This window comes from Actinoplanes sp. NPDC023801 (assembly GCF_040639655.1).
Lineage (GTDB): Bacteria > Actinomycetota > Actinomycetes > Mycobacteriales > Micromonosporaceae > Actinoplanes.
Window position 1 is genome coordinate 22,109 of record NZ_JBFAAI010000029.1, and the last position, 18,787, is coordinate 40,895.

An 18,787-nucleotide genomic window follows, 5' to 3' on the forward strand; every position below is an offset into this window, starting at 1 on the left:
GTCCCGGCTCCGCTCAGTTCAGGACGCGCAGGCGGACCGTCTGCTCCATGGCCCGCAGCTGGTCCAGCACCCCGTCGGGGTATCCGCGGGCGATGTCGGTGATCAGGTAGCCGTACTCCCCGCGGGTGCTCAGCATCTGGCCCTCGACGTTCACGTTGTGCTCGGCGAGGATCCGGTTGACCTGCGCCAGCACGCCGGGGGTGTTCTTGTGCATGTGCACGATGCGGTGCATGCCGGGCAGCTCGGGCAGCGTCACACCGGGCAGGTTCACGCTGAGCGAGGTGTTGCCCTCAGTCACGAACTTGGCGAGCTTGTTCGCCACGAATCCGCCGATGTCGGACTGTGCCTCCTCGGTCGAACCACCGATGTGCGGGGTGAGGATCACGTTCGGCAGGCCGCGCAGCTCGGACAGGAACTCGTCGCCGCGGCCCTTCGGCTCGGCCGGGAACACGTCGACGGCGGCACCGGCCAGGTGGCCGCTCCTCAGCGCGTCCCGCAGGGCCAGGTGGTCGACGACGATGCCGCGGGACAGGTTGAGGAACAGGCTGCCGGGACGCATCTTGGCGAACTGCTCGGCGCCGAAGAAACCGGCGTTGCCGGGCCGCCCGTCGACGTGCAGCGTCACGATGTCGCTGGACTCCAGCAGTTCGTCGAGGCTCGCGCAGCGGTGCGCGTTGCTCAGCGCCAGCTTGTCGGCGGTGTCGTAGAACGACACCGACATGCCCAGATTCTCGGCGAGGACCGACAGCTGGGTGCCGATGTTGCCGTAGCCGACGATGCCGAGGCGGCGGCCGCGGATCTCGTGCGCGCCGTCGGCCGACTTGTCCCACACACCGGCGTGCATCAGCGTGTTCTTCTCGGTGAGCCGGCGGGTCAGCGAGATGATCTCGGCGATCGCCAGCTCCACCACCGAGCGGGTGTTGGAGAAGGGGGCGTTGAACACGGCGACACCACCGGCCGACGCGGCCGCCAGGTCGATCTGGTCGGTGCCGATGCAGAAGGCACCGATGGCGACGAGCTTGTCGGCGGCCTCCAGGACCTTCGCCGTCACCTGGGTCTTGGAGCGGATACCGAGCAGGTTGACTCCGGAGATGCGCTCGATCAGCTCGACCTCGTCGAGAGCGTTGCGCAGGGACTCGACCTGGAAGCCGTCCTCCTCGAGGCGGGAAACCGCGTCGGGGTGGATGCTCTCCAGAAGCAGGACTCGCACCTTGGGCTGGTCGGTCATCATCTTCCGTTCCATGATTCGGTTGGGCACCCGGGCCGCCACGCCGAAGCCCAGTTCACGGGCGTCAAGCCTAGTCCCCCGGCGAACCCGGGCCCGGTGTGGTGTGCTCGAGGTCCCACCTACCGGTCGACCCCGTAACTGTTACGGGACGGCAGCGGGTGTGGTTCAGTGCTGTTTCGGTGCCTTCACCCGTCGAGGGCCGCGCGCAGCCACGGCAGCAGGGACTCACCCTGGAACCGCTGGAACGCCCGGACCGTCGGCAGGCCGGGCGGCGGTGGCAGCCGGGCCATGTGGTGGAAGTAGGCGGCGGCGCCGGACACGATCCCCACCGTGATCGCCGGGTCGATGCCGTCGAGCAGCGGGCCGGGGTCACCGCCGTGCACGATCACGTTGATCGCGAGCAGCACCGAGTCGAGCCAGTCCGGGCCGGTGCAGCCCCAGGGCCAGTCGACGAAGACGAACCGCCCGTCCGGGCGGATCAGGATGTTGTCGGCGCGCAGGTCGGCGTGCACGACGGTCCGCCCGGCCGAGAGCGCGGCGATGCCCCGGTCTGCGGTTTCCCGCAGCGCGTCCAGACGTCGTGCCGCCCAGGGGTCGAGGTCGCCCGGCGGAGCGCCGGCCAGGTCCCGCCAGCGGCCGAAGGCGGGAGCGAGCCGCTCGGCCGCCGCGGGCAGATCGGGGATCGGCGACGGCGTGAGCACGGTGGCGAGGTCGCGCAGCGCGGCGGCGGCTCCGCGGATCTCACCCTCCACCCAGGGCGTACGCGGATGCGCGCCGGCCACGTCCTCCAGGACCAGCACCACCCATTCGCCGTCGTCGAAGCCGCCCAGCACGCGGGGCACCGGCGCGGCCGGCGGCATGGCGGAGCTGATCCGCAGCTCGTTGCGGGCCATCGCGGCCGAGTCGGCGTTGAGGGCGGGGGTGACCGCTTTCACGAACGCCCGTCTGCCGCCGGCGGTGCGAACCCGGTCGGCGGTGCCCGGGGAGAAGCCGCCGGCCTGGGTCTCCGCCGCCACCACCGGGCCGCCGCCGACGATCCGCTCGATGTCGTCGCGGACCCGGCCGGGCAGGTCGGCCCAGCCGATCCGTACTCCGCTCGCTACCACCATGCCGGCGATAGTGGCAGGACCGGCCGCGGATCCCCAGCGAATTCGGGTCGCCTGTGGACGGCGGGCCGGGTTGTCACACCCCCGGGTGAGGATGCGGGCATGACGACGGAAGCATCGTCCGGCGGTGCCGGACACGACTGGCAGGCGGCCCTGCGTGAGCGGGTCGAGCGGGTGGCACGGCGTCGCGGGCAGCGCGACGGTCTGCGCCGCGACGCCGCACGCCGCCGGGCTCACGGACTGATCGACCGCAACGCCGCCCGGCTGGCCCGGGTACGCGCCACAGCGGTTACGGATGGTGGTACGGGGTAGTTCATGCCGGTTCGGCGGGAGCTCTGCTTCGGTATCGTCGGATATGCCGAGGCAGCGAGGTGAAGCCGATGGGATCGCTGGGGTGGGCCGTCCTGCTCTCCCTGTTCTCCGCCGCCGCCTACGCCGGCGCCGCGGTGGCTCAGGAACGGCTCGCCGGGCGCGGGCTTCGCGGCTGGTCCCGCTGGACGACGGCTCTGCTGCTCACCGGCACCGGCGCGGGCCTGCACGTGGTGGCGCTGAACTTCGGCACCGTCGCCGTGGTTCAGGCGCTCGGCACGCTCACCCTGCTGTTCGCGCTCCCCATCGAGGTGATGCGATACCGGACCCCGATCAGCCGGGCCTCCTGGCGTGACGCCGCGATGACCGTGGCCGGGCTGGCGCTGATCCTGTCGCTGTCGGTGAAGCCGGACACTCCGGCGCTGCTCACCGACTCGGCTGTCCGCGGTCTCGGACTGGTCACCGCCGGTGCGGTGTTCGCCTGCGCCGCGACCGGCTGGCGGGCCTCCCCACGGCGGCGGGCCGTGCTGCTGGCAGCCGCGTCCGGGACGGTGTTCGGCATCGCCTCGGTGCTGTCGAAGGCGGTGCTGGCCGCGTTCACCGTCGGCGGGCCGGGCGCGGTGCCGGTGACGGCGGCGACGCTGGTGGTGGCGTTCGCGGTCAGTGGCTACCTGCTCGGGCAGCTGTCGTACCGGGGTGCCGGGCTGGCCGCGCCGCTGGCCACGGTCAGCGTCACGAACCCGCTGGTGGCAGGGGTCGCAGGTATGGTCCTTTTTGGAGAGGGCATCCGCTTCGGGACGGTCGGCGCGGTACTGGCCGCCGGCGCGGCGCTGGTCATGGGATGGGGCGTGGTCGGGCTGGCCCGGCGCAGCGCCGAGTCGTCCACCGGTGTGCCGGCCGGCAGTAACCGCTGACCGGACGCCACGTAGAAGCGTGTCGATCGCCGTGAACTCGGCAACCTCCGTCCTCAGCGGCGGGGCGCCGCAACGTCCTGTCCGGACTCGGATCCCTGCTGCTCGGGTTCGGCGCCACCCTGCTCATCGGCGCCGCCGCCGGCCTCTACCCGGCGATCCGCGCCGCCCGCCTGGCCCCGGCCGAGGCACTGGCCGCGACCTGACCGGCCCGCCCGGCGCGGAAACCCGCGCGCCGGCTTGATCCGATCTGGGAGCGTTCCCGTATCGATCATCGAAGCGTTCGTGATCGATACGGGAAAGCAGCAGGCCAATGCATCGGAAAGTCGTCATCACCGCCGGGCTCGCCGCGGCCATGGTGGGAGCCGGAATCGGCATCGCCACCGCTGCCGAAGCCGCCGTGCCCACCGTCAACTGCCCGCAGGTCTACGTCACCGTCGCCGTTCCCGCCCAGGCCCAGGCGGAGGTCGACAACAACCTGAGGCAGATCGACCAGCAGATCAACGAGGCCAACAACCGTATCGCCGCCACGGCCGGCCAGGGCGGGCCCAACTTCATCCAGAACGCGATCCTCGGCCCGCTCAAGGACAAGCGGTTCGCCGCCATCAACCGGATCGAAACCGCGATCTCCCGTAACGCCGCCCGGCCGAACCTCAACGCCGAACGCCTCGCCACCTGCAGCCTCAACCAGAACGGCGGCCAGCCCGCCGTCACCACCACACCGCCGGCCGCTCAGCCCGGCAACAACCTCGGCATCCTCACCGACAGCTGCGACACCAGCCAGCTCGAGGCACACGACGGCTTCCAGCGCGGCAACCGATGCGTCTCGACCGAATTCGGCGAGGTCGGCTCGGCCGCCAGCAACCCGACCCTGCTCATCACCGGCGCGCCGCGCCAGGTCGACCGGAACCAGCCGTTCACCCTCCAGGTCAGCACCCGCAACCTGATCCGCGACCGGTTCCTGGCCGCCGGGCAGGGCGGCTACTACGTGGAGAGCAGCGTCCTGCAGAACGGCCTCGTCCGCGGTCACTTCCACACCGCCTGCCGGATCCTCGACAGCCAGCAGCAGGCACCCGCCCCCGAGCCGGTCCCCGGGTTCTTCGTCGCCACCGAGGACAGTCGTGGCGGGGCGCAACCCGACACCATCGCCATCCAGGTGCCGGGACTCGCACAGTCCGGGACCTTCCAGTGCTCGGCGTGGGCAGGCGACGGCTCCCACCGCATCCCGATGATGGAGCGCGCCAACCAGACGCCCGCCCTCGACTCCGTACGCGTCCGGGTCCGCTGACCGCTCTTCGGCGGCGATCCTGTGAGGTTCGGGTGAGACGTCTCACCCGAACCTCACCAGATCATTTGGTTTCGACGGGCCGGGTCAGCGACACCTGACCACCCATGCAGAGGCCCGGCTCCTTGCCCAGCTTCTCGGCGATCTGCAGGCATCGGGCCACCTGGTCGACACTCGCGTCGGTCCGGGTGATCTCCGCCCGGGTCTTCGCGTTCGACTTGTCGATCTCCAGGTTGCGGGCCTCGAGAATCTTCTGACCGTACGCCGCGATCGCCTGCGTCGTCGGCTCGTCGTAGCGCGGCGACTCGAACGCCACCGACTTCACCACGATCTCGTCACCCAGTTCGGTGTTGAGCGCGTTGACAAGCGTGTCCTTGTACGTCTTGTTCAAATCCGGGGCCGGCGCGTCCCCACTGGTCGGATCCACCGCACCCAGCGGATCGAACGACGCGAAGATCGATGTCATCGCACCGTTGATCTGCGGATTGACCCGCCGCTCCACGAACACCTCGAACCGCGACCGGTCACCGACCTCCCGGTAGGCGGCCCAGTTCTCCGGCGCCTTCTCCGCCTTCGCCGACCACTCGATCTGCACCGGGATGCACGCCCGCCGCTGAGCGGCGATGGTCACCCACACACACTGATCACCCAGATGGGCGTACGTCTGACCGGACGCGTCCCACTCGTCGATGCCCTGCCACGGCAACGTCCACTGCAAACCGGCGCCGGTCGTCCGGCCGGTCGGCTTGTTCCAACTGGTGACGATGCCCACGTTCCGGGTCGGCACCACGGTGATGCTCGCCGTCACGATCGACGCCACCGCCAGGAAACCGCTGATCGCGAACGTCACGAGTGCGTTGCGCCGGATCGCCGGATTCTTGCCGAGCCTCGCGGCCAGCAGCGCGGACAACGCCACGGCGAAAAGAAGAATGCCGAAGACGAACAACTGAATCAGAACTCCTGCTCAGGATGGGCCGCACGATGCGCGGCCAGGACCCGCTGTGCCCGATCACGCAGGTCGAGCGCGTCGGGAGTGTTGACCAGATCAGTGAGTACGGCGAGGGCGTCGTCGTAACGCCTCACCCGTAGTGCGTCGCGGGTCCGGGAGGTGCCGATGCCGAATCCGATCAGCACCCCGGCCACGAGTCCCAGCACCGCCACACCGAACACCAGAACGGCGATCATGCCAATGACGATAGAGCAGCAGCTCAAACCGCTCGGCGTTCGCGCCTGCTCAGGGCGGCAGTCCGCGGACTGAAGAGACACCGCCCACAGCCGGACGGTGGAGAGCCCGGCACGGGACCGGCGAACCGGCCCGTACCGGAAGAGCTGCTCCTTGCGGCGCGCCCGGCAGGATTCGAACCTGCGACCGACGGATTAGAAGTCCGTTGCTCTATCCGCTGAGCTACGAGCGCTGGCCTAGCCAGCACATACTAGGCGGTCGTGCCGGACTTGTCGTCCGCCTCGTCGGCGGTGACATGCTCGACCGCGGCCTCGGCCGCCTCCAGAGCGGTGGCTATGCCCGCTTGATCCTCCGGCGCTGGCGGGATCAACCGCTCCTGCGTACCGGGAGCCGGAAGAAAACCGTTCACCCAGCGTCCCAGTTCGCGGAACACCTCGGACCGGACCTCCTTGCCGGAGAGCGTCAGGTCGTGCATGCCTCCGTCGAAGCGGGCGATCGTCACCCGGTGGCCGAGCCGCGGCGCCCAGCGGACGATGTGCTCCACGTCGAGCACGGAGTCGCTCTGCCGTACGTCATCGTGCCAGGACCGCCCGCGGAAGGTCCGGGTCGAGCAGGCCACCAGCACCGGCACGTCGATCGCCAGGCCGGCACGCAGTTTGCGCTGGCCCCGGCGGATGGCCTCCAGCCAGCCCATCGTGACCGGGAAACCCAGGATCGGTTTCCAGGCCAGATCGTAATTCCACTCACCGTGATGGTCACTGTGCAGGCTCATGCCGTACAGGCCCAGAGAGGCCACAGGCATCTTCCGGTACGGCGTACGACCGTTCGCCGCGAGCACCGCGGACATCAGCGGCCGGCGAATCAGCCACGGCAGGTTGAAGTCGAAAAACGGGCTGTTCAGGAACAGTCCGTCGATAATTCCCCGGCCCTGACGCGTGTGTGCCCACAGGGACGTGATGAGGCCACCCGTCGAGTGCCCGGCCACCAGAAGCTGGTCGTGACCGTCATCCTCGCGGATGATCCGGGCCGCCTCGTCCAGTTCCGGGAAGTAGTCGGTCAGGCTGCGGGCGAAGTTCGGCGTCTGGTGCGGCAGCAGGCTCCGGCCGTACTTCCGCAGATCCAGAGCGTAGAAATCCCAGCCCCGTTCGACGAAGAAGTCGGCCATGTGGGTCTGGAAGAAGTAGTCCACGAAGCCGTGGACATGCAGCACAGCCCGTCCGGTGGGCGTCTCCGCCCGGCGGCGGACCAGCGTCGCCACGACGGGGCCCTCGTCATCAGTACCCAAATCGATGGTGTGCCGCTCGTACGGCCATCCGAGGACATCGGTCTCCACGCCCTCAGGTTACCCATGGGTACGGCCCGGCGCGCTATATCAGATCCACCACTGCCCGGCCCGCCGTCCACAATCCGCCGCCGTCCACAACCGGTAACCACAAGATCATCGCTGGTGACGCAATCTCGAACCCGTTCGCAGCACCGACCCCGCACAGGAGAAGAAGCCGTGTTCGAGACAAACCTCGCCGTCATCGGCAACGTGCTGACCGCCCCCGAATGGCGGCGCACCAGCACCGACAACACCCTCGTCGCCAACTTCCGCGTCGCCTCCACCTCGCGCCGCTTCGACCGGGAGACCGGCAACTGGGTCGACGGCCACAGCCTCCGCGTCCGAGTCACCGCCTGGCGCCGGCTCGCCGAGAACGTCGCCTCGTCCATCACCGTCGGCGACCCGATCGTCGTCTACGGCCGCATCTACACCCGCGACTGGGTCGACGACGACAACAACAACCGCGTCTCCTACGAGATGGAGGCCTACGCCATCGGCCACGACCTCAACCGCGGCCGCGCCCGCTTCTACCGCAGCAAGCCGGCCGCCAACAGCGTCATCGAAGGACCCGACACCGACGCCATGATCCGCGGCGAGGCAACCGTCGCCCTCGACGAGGAGGAGATCCCGGTCAGCCTCGGCGACGGCCTGCCCGAGCAGCTGCCCGACGACGACGGCCCCACCTTCCTCGAGGTCGTCGCCGGCATCGCCGACGAGACCGCGGAAGCCGGTGACGACCCCGACCCGGCCACATCCGTCTCCGCGCCGCCCGCCGAGACCCGCCGCGTCCGCCGTACCCCCCGCCGCGAACCCGTCGCGGCCTGAGACCTTCCCCAGCCGCCCCCGGCCGTCCAATCCCTGCGGACGGCCGGACCGGCGGCGCCCGGCGGCCCGGCCGGACCCGCCATCACGTCCCCACCCTCCGCCCGGGTGGAGCGACGAACCGGCCGGGCCGCCGTGGTCCCGCACCGGGCCCGCGCACGGCGGCCCACACGCGGTCCACGGATGTCCCACTGAAGAGGGACGAATGAAATGGCGACACAACGGGTATTCATCACGGTTTTGGTCGACATCCATGGATACTTCTGTCGGGATGGGCCGATCGTCCCGACGTATCCGACCGGCCGTCGGAGCGGCCCGGGTGGGCTTCCCGTATCACCACCCGGCAGACTGAACCCGTGCTGCTGAAGGACATCCGCGCCATCGTGACCGAGACGGTGGTGCTATCGCCGGAGGATCAGTCGGCCGAGGACACCAACACCATCTGGTTCAGCGCCCCACCCCATGAGCGCATGGGCCTGTCCGCGGACGAGGTCGTGACCGCGTTCGAGGAAAGCGCCGCCGGACTGCGCGACCAGGTCGCCGGAGCCGGCCACCAGGGCACCGCGACGTTCTACGTCTGGCACGACGCCATTGCCGGGCAGCTGCGCTGCTCGACCGGCACCTGCAAACCCAGCGACCTGCCGTTCACCACCGACTACCACGTCACCGGCGACCTGCGCGCCATCGTCGTCGAATTCCTCGAGGACCGCGCCCCCGGCGCGATCGTCTGGGGCCAACTCGAACCGGTGCCGTTCCCCGACGACAGCGACCAGGAATCCCCGACCCTCGCGGTCTGGGCATTCGACCTCACCCCCTTCGGCCGTTGACCGTGACACCACGCTGGGCCGCGGACGCGGCCGGCCTCATCGCCGGATATCTGCTCGACGCGGCGATCGGCGATCCACGGCGCCTGCACCCGGTCGCCGGCTACGGCACCGCCGCCGGCGCCCTCGAACGACGCGTCCACCGCCCCACCCGCACAGCCGGGACGGTCTTCACCACCATCGCCGTCGGCGTGCCCGTCCTGGCCGGGCTCGCCGCCGGCCGGGCCACCCGCGACCACCCGGTCGCCCGGTTCGCGGTCACCACCGCGGCCACCTGGACCGTGCTCGGCGGGCGCACCCTCCGCCACGAAGCCCGGACCATGGCCCGCCACCTCGACGCCGGTGACCTGCCGGCCGCACGGAATCGGCTCGGCCACCTGTGCGGGCGCGACCCGTCCGCGCTCGACGAGCCCGAACTGGCCCGGGCCACCGTCGAATCCGTCGCCGAGAACACCTCCGACGCGGTCGTCGCCCCACTGCTCTGGGGTGCCGTCCTCGGCCCGGCCGGGCTGCTCGGCTACCGGGCCGCCAACACGCTCGACGCCATGGTCGGGCACCGGTCGCCGCGGTACGCCCGATTCGGGACACCGTCGGCGCGCCTCGACGACCTGCTCAACCTTGCGCCGTCCCGGCTCACCGGGCTGCTCACCGCGGTCGTCGCCCCGATCGCCGGCGGGACACCCAAGGAGACGCTGCGGGTGTGGCGGCGCGACCGCGACGACCATCCGTCGCCGAACGCGGGGCAGTGCGAGTCGGCGATGGCGGGGGCGCTGGGTGTACGGCTCGGTGGGCGCAACGTCTATTTCGGACGTAGCGAGACACGTCCGTTCCTCGGCGACGGGCCACGGCCGGCGGCCGTGCACCTGCGGCGGGCGGCACGGGTGTCGGGGGCGGTGGGGGCGGTGGCTGTCGTGCTGGCGGCCGCTGTCGCCGGGGCCCGGGGAAAGATCACAGCCGGTGGAGGCGGCGGGGGCGGGGCGGGGCCCGAAGGGCCGGGCCGGGCCACCTTCCGTACCGCTCGATTCCGCCGACTCCGCGCATGACCGGCGGCCTTCTGATTGCCGGCACCACGTCGGACGCCGGCAAGAGCGTCCTGACCGCCGGCATCTGCCGCTGGCTGCACCGCCAGGGCGTACGCGTGGCCCCGTTCAAGGCCCAGAACATGTCCAACAACTCGGTGGTGGTGGTGACCGCCGACGGTCGCGGCGGCGAGATCGGCCGCGCCCAGGCGATGCAGGCAGCCGCCTGCGGAATCGCCCCCGATCTGCGGTTCAATCCGGTTCTGCTCAAGCCCGGCAGTGACCGCTCGAGCCAGGTGGTCCTGCTCGGCGAGGCCGTCGACACGGTCACGGCTGGTAACTATCGGACGTTGCGCCCACGGCTTGCCGAAACCGCTCACGCCGCCCTCGCGGATCTGCGAAACGACTTCGACGTGGTGATCTGTGAGGGTGCCGGCAGTCCCACCGAGATCAACTTGCGTGACGGCGACTTCGTGAACATGGGCCTAGCCCGCCGGTTCGGGTTGCCCACGGTGGTGGTCGGTGACATCGACCGGGGCGGGGTGTTCGCCGCGTTCTTCGGCACGCTGGCCCTGCTGGCACCGGAGGATCAGGCGCTCGTCTCCGCCTTCGTGATCAACAAGTTCCGGGGTGACCTGGGCATCCTTCGCCCCGGACTGGACATGATCACGGAGGCGACCGGACGTCCGGTGCACGGAGTCCTCCCGTTCCACCTCGATGTCTGGCTCGATGCGGAGGACTCTCTCGCGTACGGCCGGCTCCTGGGACGCCCGGGACCGCCTCGCGGGACCGAATGGCTGAGGGTCGCCGTGATCCGCCTCCCGCGGATCTCCAATGCCACCGACGCCGAGGCGCTGGCCGCCGAGCCGGGGGTGCGGGTGCGGCTGACCATCGAGCCGGCCGAGATCGCCGACGCGGATCTGGTGGTGATCCCCGGTTCCAAGGCCACGGTGAGTGATCTCGCGTGGCTGCGGGAGACCGGGCTGGCCGACGCGATCGAGGCGCACGCGGCGGCGGGCAAGCCGCTGCTGGGCATCTGCGGCGGTTTCCAGATGCTCGCCGGCAGCATTCACGACGAGGTGGAGAGCGGTCGCGGCACGGTGCCGGGACTGGGTCTGCTGCCGGTGGAGATCACCTTCGCGGCCCGCAAGACGCTTGCCGGATCGGCCGGGGCGGGCCTTGGCGAGCCGGTTCAGGGCTACGAGATCCATCATGGGTACGTCTCCGCGGGCACCCCCGAACCGCTGCTGCGCTACGACGACGGCCGGCCGGAGGGCGCCGTGGCCGGGAACGTCTACGGCACGCACTGGCACGGGGCGTTCGAATCGGACGCGTTCCGCCGCCGTTTCCTGACCGAGGCGGCCCGCCAGGCCGGACGGCACGGTTTCACGGCCGCCCCCGACACCCGTTACGCGGCGGTCCGCGAGCGCGCTCTCGACGTCCTCGGTGACCTCGTCGAGGAGCACCTGGACACCGCGGCGCTGTGGCGGCTGATCGAGCAGGGACCTCCGCCCGGATTGCCGTTCCTTCCGCCCGGCGCGCCTTAGGGACTCTTTCTCAGGGTCTTCTCCGGGGTGGCGCCGGGGGACACGCGTTGCATCGCGGGCGTACGTTGGGCCCGGAAGCGCGGCCCGGGCGCCGCGGCAGCGGCGAGAACGGGGTGAGACAGATGACGACCGAGGACGACAACCGGCCGGCGCGCCGTCGCGTGACCTTGACCGGCATCAGCTCACGGGCCTGGGAGCATCCGGCCGATCGTGGTGCGCTGTCCGCCTTGCGGGAGCTGCGCGGTTTCGACGACGTGGTGAAGACGTTCTTCGGCATGTGGAACGAGCGGGGTTTCCGGCTCATGTTCCTGGCCGGGGCGATCCGGGTCGACCACCGGCAGTACCCGCGGGTGTATCAGCGTTTCACCGAGGCGGCCAGCACGCTCGACGTGGCGGAGCTGCCCGAGCTGTACGTGACACAGAACCCGGTGATCAACGGGCAGGCGATCGGCCTGGACAAGCCGTTCATCGTGATCACCTCGGGTGCGGTCGAGAGACTCGACGACGACGAGTTGCGAGCTCTGCTCGGGCACGAGATCGGGCATGTCCGCAGCGGCCACGCCGTCTACAAGACGATCATGAAGATCCTGACCGGCTGGCTGGCGAACATCAGCTGGCTGCCGGTGGGTGTGTTCGCGCTCCGGGCGATCATCGCGGCGATGTACGAGTGGTGGCGCAAGGCGGAGCTGTCCGCGGACCGGGCCGGTCTGCTCGCCGGCCAGGACCCGGCGGCGTCGCTGCGGCTGCTGATGAAGCTGGCCGGCGGCGGTGACCTCTCGCAGATCGACACCGCGGCGTTCCTGGAGCAGGCCGCCGAGTACGAGGGTGGCGGCGATCTGCGCGACAGCCTCCACAAGATCGGCCTGACTGCCTGGAGCAGCCACCCGGTGCCGGTCGCCCGGGTCGCTGAGCTGCGCAAGTGGATCGACTCGGGGGAGTACGCCCGGATCGTCGGCGGTGAATACCCGCGCCGCGACTCGGACGGCGACGCCTCGGTCAGCGAGGACGTGAAGGCGGCGGCCAAGGCGTACCAGGAAGATTTCGCCAGCTCTCAGGACCCGCTGGTCGGTCTGGTGCGGCGCCTCGGCGGCGGTGCCGCTGACCTGGCCGGAACGGCCGCCGGCAAGGCGTACAACTGGGCCACCGACGCGGCTCGGCGTGGGCGCGGGGACAACGGCGGCAACCGCGGTGAGGGTACGCCGGACGCATGATCCACCGGTCGGGCCGGGTGGCTGTCACCGTCCCGGCCTACGATCGGCGGCATGAGCCTGAGTGAATCCGATCTGCGCGCCGCGATCCGGCGTGAGATGCCCGGTGTCCGTGCCGACCTGGAACGGCTGGTACGGATCCCGGGTGTCGCTTTCGAAGGTTTCGACCACTCGCAGGTCGAGCGGTCCGCCGAGGCGGTCGCCGAGTTGCTGCGGGGTTGCGGGCTTGACACCCAGATCGTCCGGCACGGTGGACAGCCTGCCGTGATCGGCCGTAAGGCGGCGCCGGCCGGCGCGCCGACCGTGCTGCTCTACGCGCATCACGACGTGCAGCCGGCCGGGGATCCGGCGTTGTGGACGAGTGACCCGTTCGAGCCGGTGGAACGTGACGGCCGCCTCTACGGCCGGGGCGCGGCCGATGACAAGGCGGGTGTGATGGCACACATCGCGGCGCTGCGTGCGTTCGGCGGCCAGCTGCCGGTCGGCGTGGTGGTCTTCGTCGAAGGCGAGGAGGAGTACGGCTCCGATTCCCTCGACACGATCATCCACGAGCATCTGGAGGAGCTGCGCTCCGACGTGATCGTGATCGCCGACTCCGGCAACTGGGACATCGGCCGGCCCGCGCTGACCACCTCTCTGCGCGGTCTGGTAAATCTCTTCGCCGAGGTCAAGGTGCTCAAGAGCGCGGTGCACAGCGGCATGTTCGGTGGTCCGGTGCCGGACGCGCTGATCACCCTGGTGCGGCTGCTGGCGACGCTGCACGACGAGGACGGCGAGGTGGCCGTGGCCGGGCTGGTCAGCCGTGAGGGCGCCAGTGTCGACTATCCGGCCGACCGGTTCCGGCACGAGTCGGGCATCCTCGACGGCGTCGAACTGATCGGCAAGGGCACGATCACCGACCGCATCTGGACCAAGCCTTCCGTATCGGTGCTCGGCATCGACGCGCCGCGCACCCTGGAGGCGGCGAACGCGTTGCAGCCCAGCGCCAAGGCCAAGATCAGTGTGCGGCTGGCGCCCGGCGAGGACCCGAAGTCGGCGTTCGAGGTGATCCGCGCCCACCTGGAGAAGCACGTCCCGTGGGGCGCCCAGCTGGAGGTCACGCTGGAGAGCGACGGCGCGCCCTGCGTGATCGACGCGACCGGCCCCGTCTACGACGCGGCCCGCGCCGCGTTCCGTTCCGCGTGGGACGGCACCGACCCGGTGGACATGGGTGTCGGCGGTTCGATTCCGTTCATCGCCACCTTCCAGGAGTTGTTCCCGGGCGCCGCGATCCTGGTGACCGGCGTCGAGGACCCCTACTCGGCGGCCCACGGCCCCGACGAGAGTCTGCACCTGGGCGAGTTCGAACGGGTCTGTGTCGCCGAGGCCCTGCTGCTCAAGAACGTCGCGGAGACACTGACGAAATAGAAACGGGGTGGCCCGATGGCTGAGCTGTCTTGCGAGGTGCTCGTGGTGGGCGCCGGCCCGACCGGGCTGATGCTCGCCAACTGGCTGACCAGACTCGGGGTGCGGGTGATCGTCGCGGACGGCAAGGACGGCCCGACGACCGAGTCCCGTGCGCTCGTCGTGCAGGCGCGCAGCCTGGAGATCTACGACCAGCTCGGCATCGGCGACCAGGTTCTGGAGGCCGCGCATCGGGCCGAGGCGCTGGCGCCCGGGTTCGGTGCGCGGGCCTTCGGCCGCATTCCGCTGGGCCGGCTCGGCGCTGGCGTCACGGCGTACCCGTACATAGAGGTGCTGGAGCAGAGCCGTAACGAGGAGATCCTCTACGACAACCTGCGGAAACTCGGCACCGACGTGCTGTGGGAATCACCGGTGACCGCGGTGGTGCAGACCGACGACGGCGTCGAGGCGAAAGTGGGCCACCACACCGTGCGGGCCCGGTTCTGTGTCGGCTGCGACGGCGCCAACTCGGTCGTCCGCAAGGCACGGCGGATCCCCTTCGAGGGCGTCACCAACCCCCACCGGTTCTTCGTGCTCGACGCGGCGGGGGTGCGTGGCCTGGTCCGCGACGCGGTCAACGTCCGCCCGGAGCGGACCGATTTCCTGCTCGGCTTCCCGATGCGCGGCGCGGACAACTGGCGGCTGATCGGCCTGGTCCGCGACACGAACGGCGACGGCGGCCTGGACGAGGAGGACGCCCGCGAACGGATGCGCCGCACCTACGGCGTCACCTACGACAGGTCACGCTGGTTCGCCACCTACCGGGTCCATCACCGGGTCGCCGCCGCTTTCCGGGACGGACCGTTCTTCCTGGCCGGCGACGCCGCGCACGTGCACTCGCCGGTCGGCGGACAGGGTATGAACACCGGCCTGCAGGACGCGCACAACCTGGCCTTCAAACTCACCGACGTGCTCCGGGGCACCCGCAAGGACGGCTGGCTCGACCGTTACGAGGCCGAGCGCCGCCCGGTGGCCCGCACACTCGTCGCCACCACCGACCGCCTCTTCGGGCTGATCACCTCGACCCGGTTGCCGGCCCGTGCCGTCCGCCGTCTGGTGATCCCGCTGCTGGCGCCGATCGCGGTGCGAATCCTGCCCGGCTCCTCCGGCGGTTCTCGCCTGTTCCAGTACATCTCCCAGATCCGCATCCATTACCGCCTCGATCCGGACGCTCCGGCGGATCAGCGGCGCGACCCGGTGATCGGCCGGCGCCTGCCCTGGACCGGCGACAACCATGCGGTGCTGCGCGCCGCCTGCTGGCAGATCCATGGGTACGGCGACGTGGTCGCGGCCGACGCCCCCGCTCTGGGCCTGCCGGTGCACATCTTCCCGCCCGCGCCCGCGACACCTCTGCGCCCCGGGCTGTTCTACCTGGTCAGGCCGGACGGATTCGTCGCCGCGCGGGCCGAGGCAGCCCAGGCGGAGACGCATTTCCGACATGCCCTGGCCCGGTGAATCCGGTGTCCACAGAGTGGATCAGCGGTGCCGGGGGCGATCAATCCTGTTAGGATTCGAACATGCGTTCGATTGCCTCGCCTGCACCGAACATGTCGGCCGCGCAGCCCATCACTGCTGCGCCGGCCCGTCGTGCGGCCCGGGTGACCCCCGCCGGCCCGCGTGACTCCCTCGACCGTCTCCGCACCCGCGATCGGATCGAGTCGATCGCGCGGCTTCGCGCCGCGGCCCGCGCTCTGGGAGACGTCGACGTCTCGGGCTGGGACGACGCCACCCTGACCGATCACCTGGACGATCTTTCCCGGGTGCTGTGCACGCTCGACGCCGAGCTGGCCCGGGTGGCCGACGCGGTCCGCGCCCGCGGCTTCCGCATCGCCGAGCCAAAGGCCGCATGACCCCAGCCAGCTCTTCCGTGCGGATGATTACGGGAACTGCCGTGCCGGACGAACGCCACGCGCTGCCAGACGCCACGCCACACCGTGCGGATGAAAGCCACGCCACACCGTGCGGATGAACGCCACGCCACACCGGACGCGCCATGCCGTGCCGGACGCGCGCCACCCCGTGCCGGATAAACGCCACGCCGTGCTGGGCGAGCGCCACGGGCCACCGGACGGCGTGATCGGCTGTCAGGATGGGGATCGTGCGGTTTCTTGACATTGCAGCCACCTCGGCCGCCGTCGCCGCGACCTCTGGCCGCAAGGCGAAGATCGGGCTACTGGCCGAGGCCCTGCGACGGCTCGACCCCGGTGAGATCGTCGCCGGGGCCGCCTTTCTGGCCGGTGAGCTGCGGCAACGACAGACCGGCGTCGGATATGCGGCACTGCGCGACCGGCCGGAGCCGGCAACCGAGCCCACCCTGACCGTCGCCGCGGTGGACACGGCGATCGCGGAGATCTCGGCCGTCGCCGGGACGGGTTCCCAGGCGCGACGAAAACAGCTCCTCGGCGCCCTGTTCAGCGCGGCCACCCTCGCCGAACAGCAGCTGCTCATCGGCCTTTTCAGCGGCGAACTCCGGCAGGGTGCCCAGGCCGGCCTGCTGGCTGAGGCAATCGCCTCAGCCGCCGAGATCCCGACCGCGAGCGTCCGGCGTGCCCTGCTGCTTTCCGGTGACTTGAAACTCGTCGCCGCGGCCGCCCTTACCGGAGGTGCTGCGGCGCTGGCCGAGATTCACCTGAGAGTCGGTACTCCGCTCAGCCCCATGCTGGCCAGCAGCGCTCCGGATGTCGCCGCCGCCATGCTGGCCACGGGCACGCCCGCGGCGGTCGACGCCAAGCTCGACGGCATCCGCATCCAGGTCCACCGCTCCGGCAACGACGTGGCCATCTTCACCCGCAGCCTTGATGACATCACCGCCCGCCTTCCCGAAGTCGTTGCCGAGGTGCTGGCCCTGCCACTGCGCGAGGCCATTCTCGATGGGGAGGCAATGCTGCTGGACGAGTCCGGCCGGCCCCGACCATTCCAGGAGACGTCCAGCCGCGCCGCCACGCGGGGCAGGTCAACCGCGTCCCGTTCCGGCGGCGCCTCGGCCGTGTCCGGGCCCGGCGGCAGTTCAGCGGCGTCCCGCTCCGGCGATGTCGCCGCCACGACTCCTTCCAGCGGCGCTTCAGCGGCTTCGCCTTCCCTCGGCGTCGCGGCCACGACCCGTTCCGGTAGCGGTTCAGCCGCTTCCCGTTCCGGTGGCGATGCGAACGGGCTCCGGCCGTACTTCTTCGATCTGCTGCACCTGGACGGGGCCGACCTCCTCGACGAACCCGGCCGGATTCGCTGGGCCGCCCTCGCCGACGCCGTGCCACCGGCCTCGATCGTCGACCGGGTGATCGCCGAAACCGAGGAACAGGCCGCTGCCGCGTTCGCTGCGGCGCTCGCGGGCGGGCAGGAGGGCGTGGTGATCAAATCGCCGGACGCGCCGTACGACGTGGGCCGACGTGGATCCGCCTGGGTGAAGGTGAAGCCACGGCACACCCTCGACCTGGTGGTCCTGGCCGTCGAACGTGGACACGGCCGCCGCCAGGGCTGGCTGTCCAACCTGCACCTCGGTGCTCGCGACCCGCGGACCGGTGGTTTCGTCATGCTCGGCAAGACGTTCAAAGGCCTCACCGACGAACTGCTCCGCTGGCAGACCGAGCGCTTCCGTGAACTGGCCGTCGCCGATGACGGCTGGGTCGTCACGGTACGCCCTGAACAGGTCGTCGAAATCGCCTTCGACGGCGTGCAGACCTCACCTCGCTACCCGGGCGGGGTCGCGCTGCGGTTCGCGCGAGTGCTGCGCTACCGCGACGACAAGCGGGCTTCCGAGGCCGACACCATCGATGCGGTCAAGGAGCTCGGCGCCGGCCGCCCGCCAAGCCCCGCCTGACGTCTCGCCACACGCGTGAAGACGGCCAGGGCCCGATACGCACGTTCACCGGCCGCCAGCCGCGAACGGCAGTGGCCCTGAGGCGGCTGGCCGCCGTGGAACGGCAGTAGCTCGAACGATCAGGCCATGCCGCGGCCCGCGACGGTGTGGTCCGGGTGGCGGGGCCTCAGAGAGCAGCGAGGCTGCGTACGTAGTTCACCTGCTGATTGATGGCCGTCACGTCATTCTCGTGGCGGACCGTGATCCGGGCCACGTATTGATGCTGCCCGCTCGTGACCGTCACGTTCACCGTCCCCTGGGCGACGGTTTCCTTGACCAGCAGGAGCAGCAGGCTCACACCTCCGGTGAAGCAGATCCCGCCGAAGGCCACGACTTTCGCCCAGGTGGGAGTGACGCGCTGGCTGAACCAGTGATCAGTGACCTGCCAGCGTGAACCGGCCAATGGCAGGTCGCCCACCGGTGTGTGCACCCGCACCGAGGTGATCTGCATCTCGGCGATCTCCACGATCACCGGTCCGGCCGACTCCGCTGAGACCGGGGGCTCGGATGCGGACGGGGGCGTGGGCACGCTCCACGGATCACCCGACGGGAAGGTCATGCCCGCGACATTAATCGGCGTCGCCCTCGGTCGCGACAGGACGCTCGGCACCCTCCGCACGTTCGACGATCACCGTGGCCGACGACACCGGCCGGGACGCCGCAGCCTCAGCGGCGCGCCGATCCGCCTCAGCGACCCGGTCCCGAGCGTCGGCGGCGGCCATCCG

At 70.5% G+C, this 18,787-nt stretch carries 18 protein-coding genes and 1 tRNA gene; 12 read left to right on the plus strand and 7 right to left on the minus strand.

The window, feature by feature from the left end; translation table 11 throughout:
* Positions 1-13: 13 nt before the first annotated feature.
* Together serA and AB0G04_RS35345 are read right to left on the minus strand one after the other, a co-directional pair.
* Positions 14-1,243 carry a phosphoglycerate dehydrogenase gene (gene serA / locus AB0G04_RS35340; RefSeq protein ID WP_360992039.1) on the minus strand — a complete coding sequence of 410 codons (1,230 nt, stop codon included), beginning with the start codon at positions 1,241-1,243 and terminating at the stop codon, positions 14-16.
* Between the two features lie 170 nt (positions 1,244-1,413).
* A complete protein-coding gene (locus tag AB0G04_RS35345) occupies positions 1,414-2,337 on the minus strand; it encodes an aminoglycoside phosphotransferase family protein (RefSeq protein ID WP_360992042.1) in 924 nt (307 codons plus the stop codon).
* Positions 2,338-2,436: 99 nt separating this feature from the next.
* Here AB0G04_RS35345 and AB0G04_RS35350 point away from each other — a divergent pair, with 99 nt between their 5' ends.
* The 3 genes from AB0G04_RS35350 (at position 2,437) to AB0G04_RS35360 (ending at position 4,842) form a co-directional block, all read left to right on the plus strand.
* Positions 2,437-2,646, plus strand: a complete 210-nt coding sequence (locus AB0G04_RS35350; RefSeq protein WP_360992045.1) for a hypothetical protein — start codon at positions 2,437-2,439, stop codon at positions 2,644-2,646.
* Between the two features lie 68 nt (positions 2,647-2,714).
* Positions 2,715-3,557 (plus strand): DMT family transporter, encoded by an 843-nt coding sequence (locus AB0G04_RS35355; protein WP_360992049.1) that lies wholly within the window; start codon positions 2,715-2,717, stop codon positions 3,555-3,557.
* Between the two features lie 310 nt (positions 3,558-3,867).
* Positions 3,868-4,842, plus strand: coding sequence for a hypothetical protein (locus AB0G04_RS35360; protein ID WP_360992051.1), 975 nt, complete (start codon positions 3,868-3,870; stop codon positions 4,840-4,842).
* Between the two features lie 61 nt (positions 4,843-4,903).
* Here the strand turns inward: AB0G04_RS35360 and AB0G04_RS35365 are convergent, their stop codons facing one another.
* The 4 genes from AB0G04_RS35365 to AB0G04_RS35380 all read right to left on the minus strand — a co-directional run bounded on the left by AB0G04_RS35365 (position 4,904) and on the right by AB0G04_RS35380 (position 7,355).
* On the minus strand, positions 4,904-5,785 hold the full coding sequence (locus AB0G04_RS35365; protein WP_360992053.1) for a stomatin: 882 nt from the start codon (positions 5,783-5,785) through the stop codon (positions 4,904-4,906).
* 5 nt (positions 5,786-5,790) lie between these two features.
* A complete protein-coding gene (locus AB0G04_RS35370) occupies positions 5,791-6,024 on the minus strand; it encodes a hypothetical protein (protein ID WP_360992055.1) in 234 nt (77 codons plus the stop codon).
* Between the two features lie 157 nt (positions 6,025-6,181).
* Positions 6,182-6,254: transfer RNA gene (locus tag AB0G04_RS35375), tRNA-Arg, on the minus strand.
* A gap of 18 nt (positions 6,255-6,272) precedes the next feature.
* The gene (locus AB0G04_RS35380) at positions 6,273-7,355 is read right to left on the minus strand and encodes an alpha/beta hydrolase (protein WP_360992058.1); all 1,083 of its coding nucleotides are present in this window, start codon (positions 7,353-7,355) and stop codon (positions 6,273-6,275) included.
* Positions 7,356-7,523: 168 nt separating this feature from the next.
* Here AB0G04_RS35380 and AB0G04_RS35385 point away from each other — a divergent pair, with 168 nt between their 5' ends.
* From AB0G04_RS35385 to AB0G04_RS35425, 9 genes are all read left to right on the plus strand, one after another.
* A complete protein-coding gene (locus tag AB0G04_RS35385; RefSeq protein WP_360992061.1) occupies positions 7,524-8,171 on the plus strand; it encodes a single-stranded DNA-binding protein in 648 nt (215 codons plus the stop codon).
* 353 nt (positions 8,172-8,524) lie between these two features.
* Positions 8,525-8,995, plus strand: coding sequence for a hypothetical protein (locus AB0G04_RS35390; RefSeq protein ID WP_360992064.1), 471 nt, complete (start codon positions 8,525-8,527; stop codon positions 8,993-8,995).
* A complete protein-coding gene (locus tag AB0G04_RS35395; protein WP_360992066.1) occupies positions 8,992-10,035 on the plus strand; it encodes a cobalamin biosynthesis protein in 1,044 nt (347 codons plus the stop codon). The genes AB0G04_RS35390 and AB0G04_RS35395 overlap by 4 nt, the downstream gene beginning before the upstream one ends.
* On the plus strand, positions 10,032-11,558 hold the full coding sequence (locus tag AB0G04_RS35400) for a cobyric acid synthase (RefSeq protein ID WP_360992069.1): 1,527 nt from the start codon (positions 10,032-10,034) through the stop codon (positions 11,556-11,558). The genes AB0G04_RS35395 and AB0G04_RS35400 overlap by 4 nt, the downstream gene beginning before the upstream one ends.
* A gap of 122 nt (positions 11,559-11,680) precedes the next feature.
* Positions 11,681-12,769: a M48 family metallopeptidase gene (locus AB0G04_RS35405; protein WP_360992071.1), complete on the plus strand. Its 1,089-nt coding sequence runs from the start codon at positions 11,681-11,683 to the stop codon at positions 12,767-12,769.
* Between the two features lie 57 nt (positions 12,770-12,826).
* The gene (locus tag AB0G04_RS35410; RefSeq protein WP_360992238.1) at positions 12,827-14,173 is read left to right on the plus strand and encodes a dipeptidase; all 1,347 of its coding nucleotides are present in this window, start codon (positions 12,827-12,829) and stop codon (positions 14,171-14,173) included.
* Positions 14,174-14,188: 15 nt separating this feature from the next.
* Positions 14,189-15,664 carry an FAD-dependent monooxygenase gene (locus tag AB0G04_RS35415; protein WP_360992074.1) on the plus strand — a complete coding sequence of 492 codons (1,476 nt, stop codon included), beginning with the start codon at positions 14,189-14,191 and terminating at the stop codon, positions 15,662-15,664.
* Between the two features lie 206 nt (positions 15,665-15,870).
* Entirely contained in the window at positions 15,871-16,059 is a 189-nt protein-coding gene (locus tag AB0G04_RS35420; RefSeq protein ID WP_360992240.1) for a hypothetical protein, read from the plus strand.
* Between the two features lie 239 nt (positions 16,060-16,298).
* Complete coding sequence (locus AB0G04_RS35425; protein WP_360992076.1) at positions 16,299-18,023, plus strand: ATP-dependent DNA ligase; 1,725 nt, start codon at positions 16,299-16,301, stop codon at positions 18,021-18,023.
* Between the two features lie 166 nt (positions 18,024-18,189).
* Here AB0G04_RS35425 and AB0G04_RS35430 read toward each other — a convergent pair whose 3' ends face one another.
* The gene (locus tag AB0G04_RS35430; RefSeq protein ID WP_360992079.1) at positions 18,190-18,621 is read right to left on the minus strand and encodes a hypothetical protein; all 432 of its coding nucleotides are present in this window, start codon (positions 18,619-18,621) and stop codon (positions 18,190-18,192) included.
* Positions 18,622-18,787: the final 166 nt, after the last annotated feature.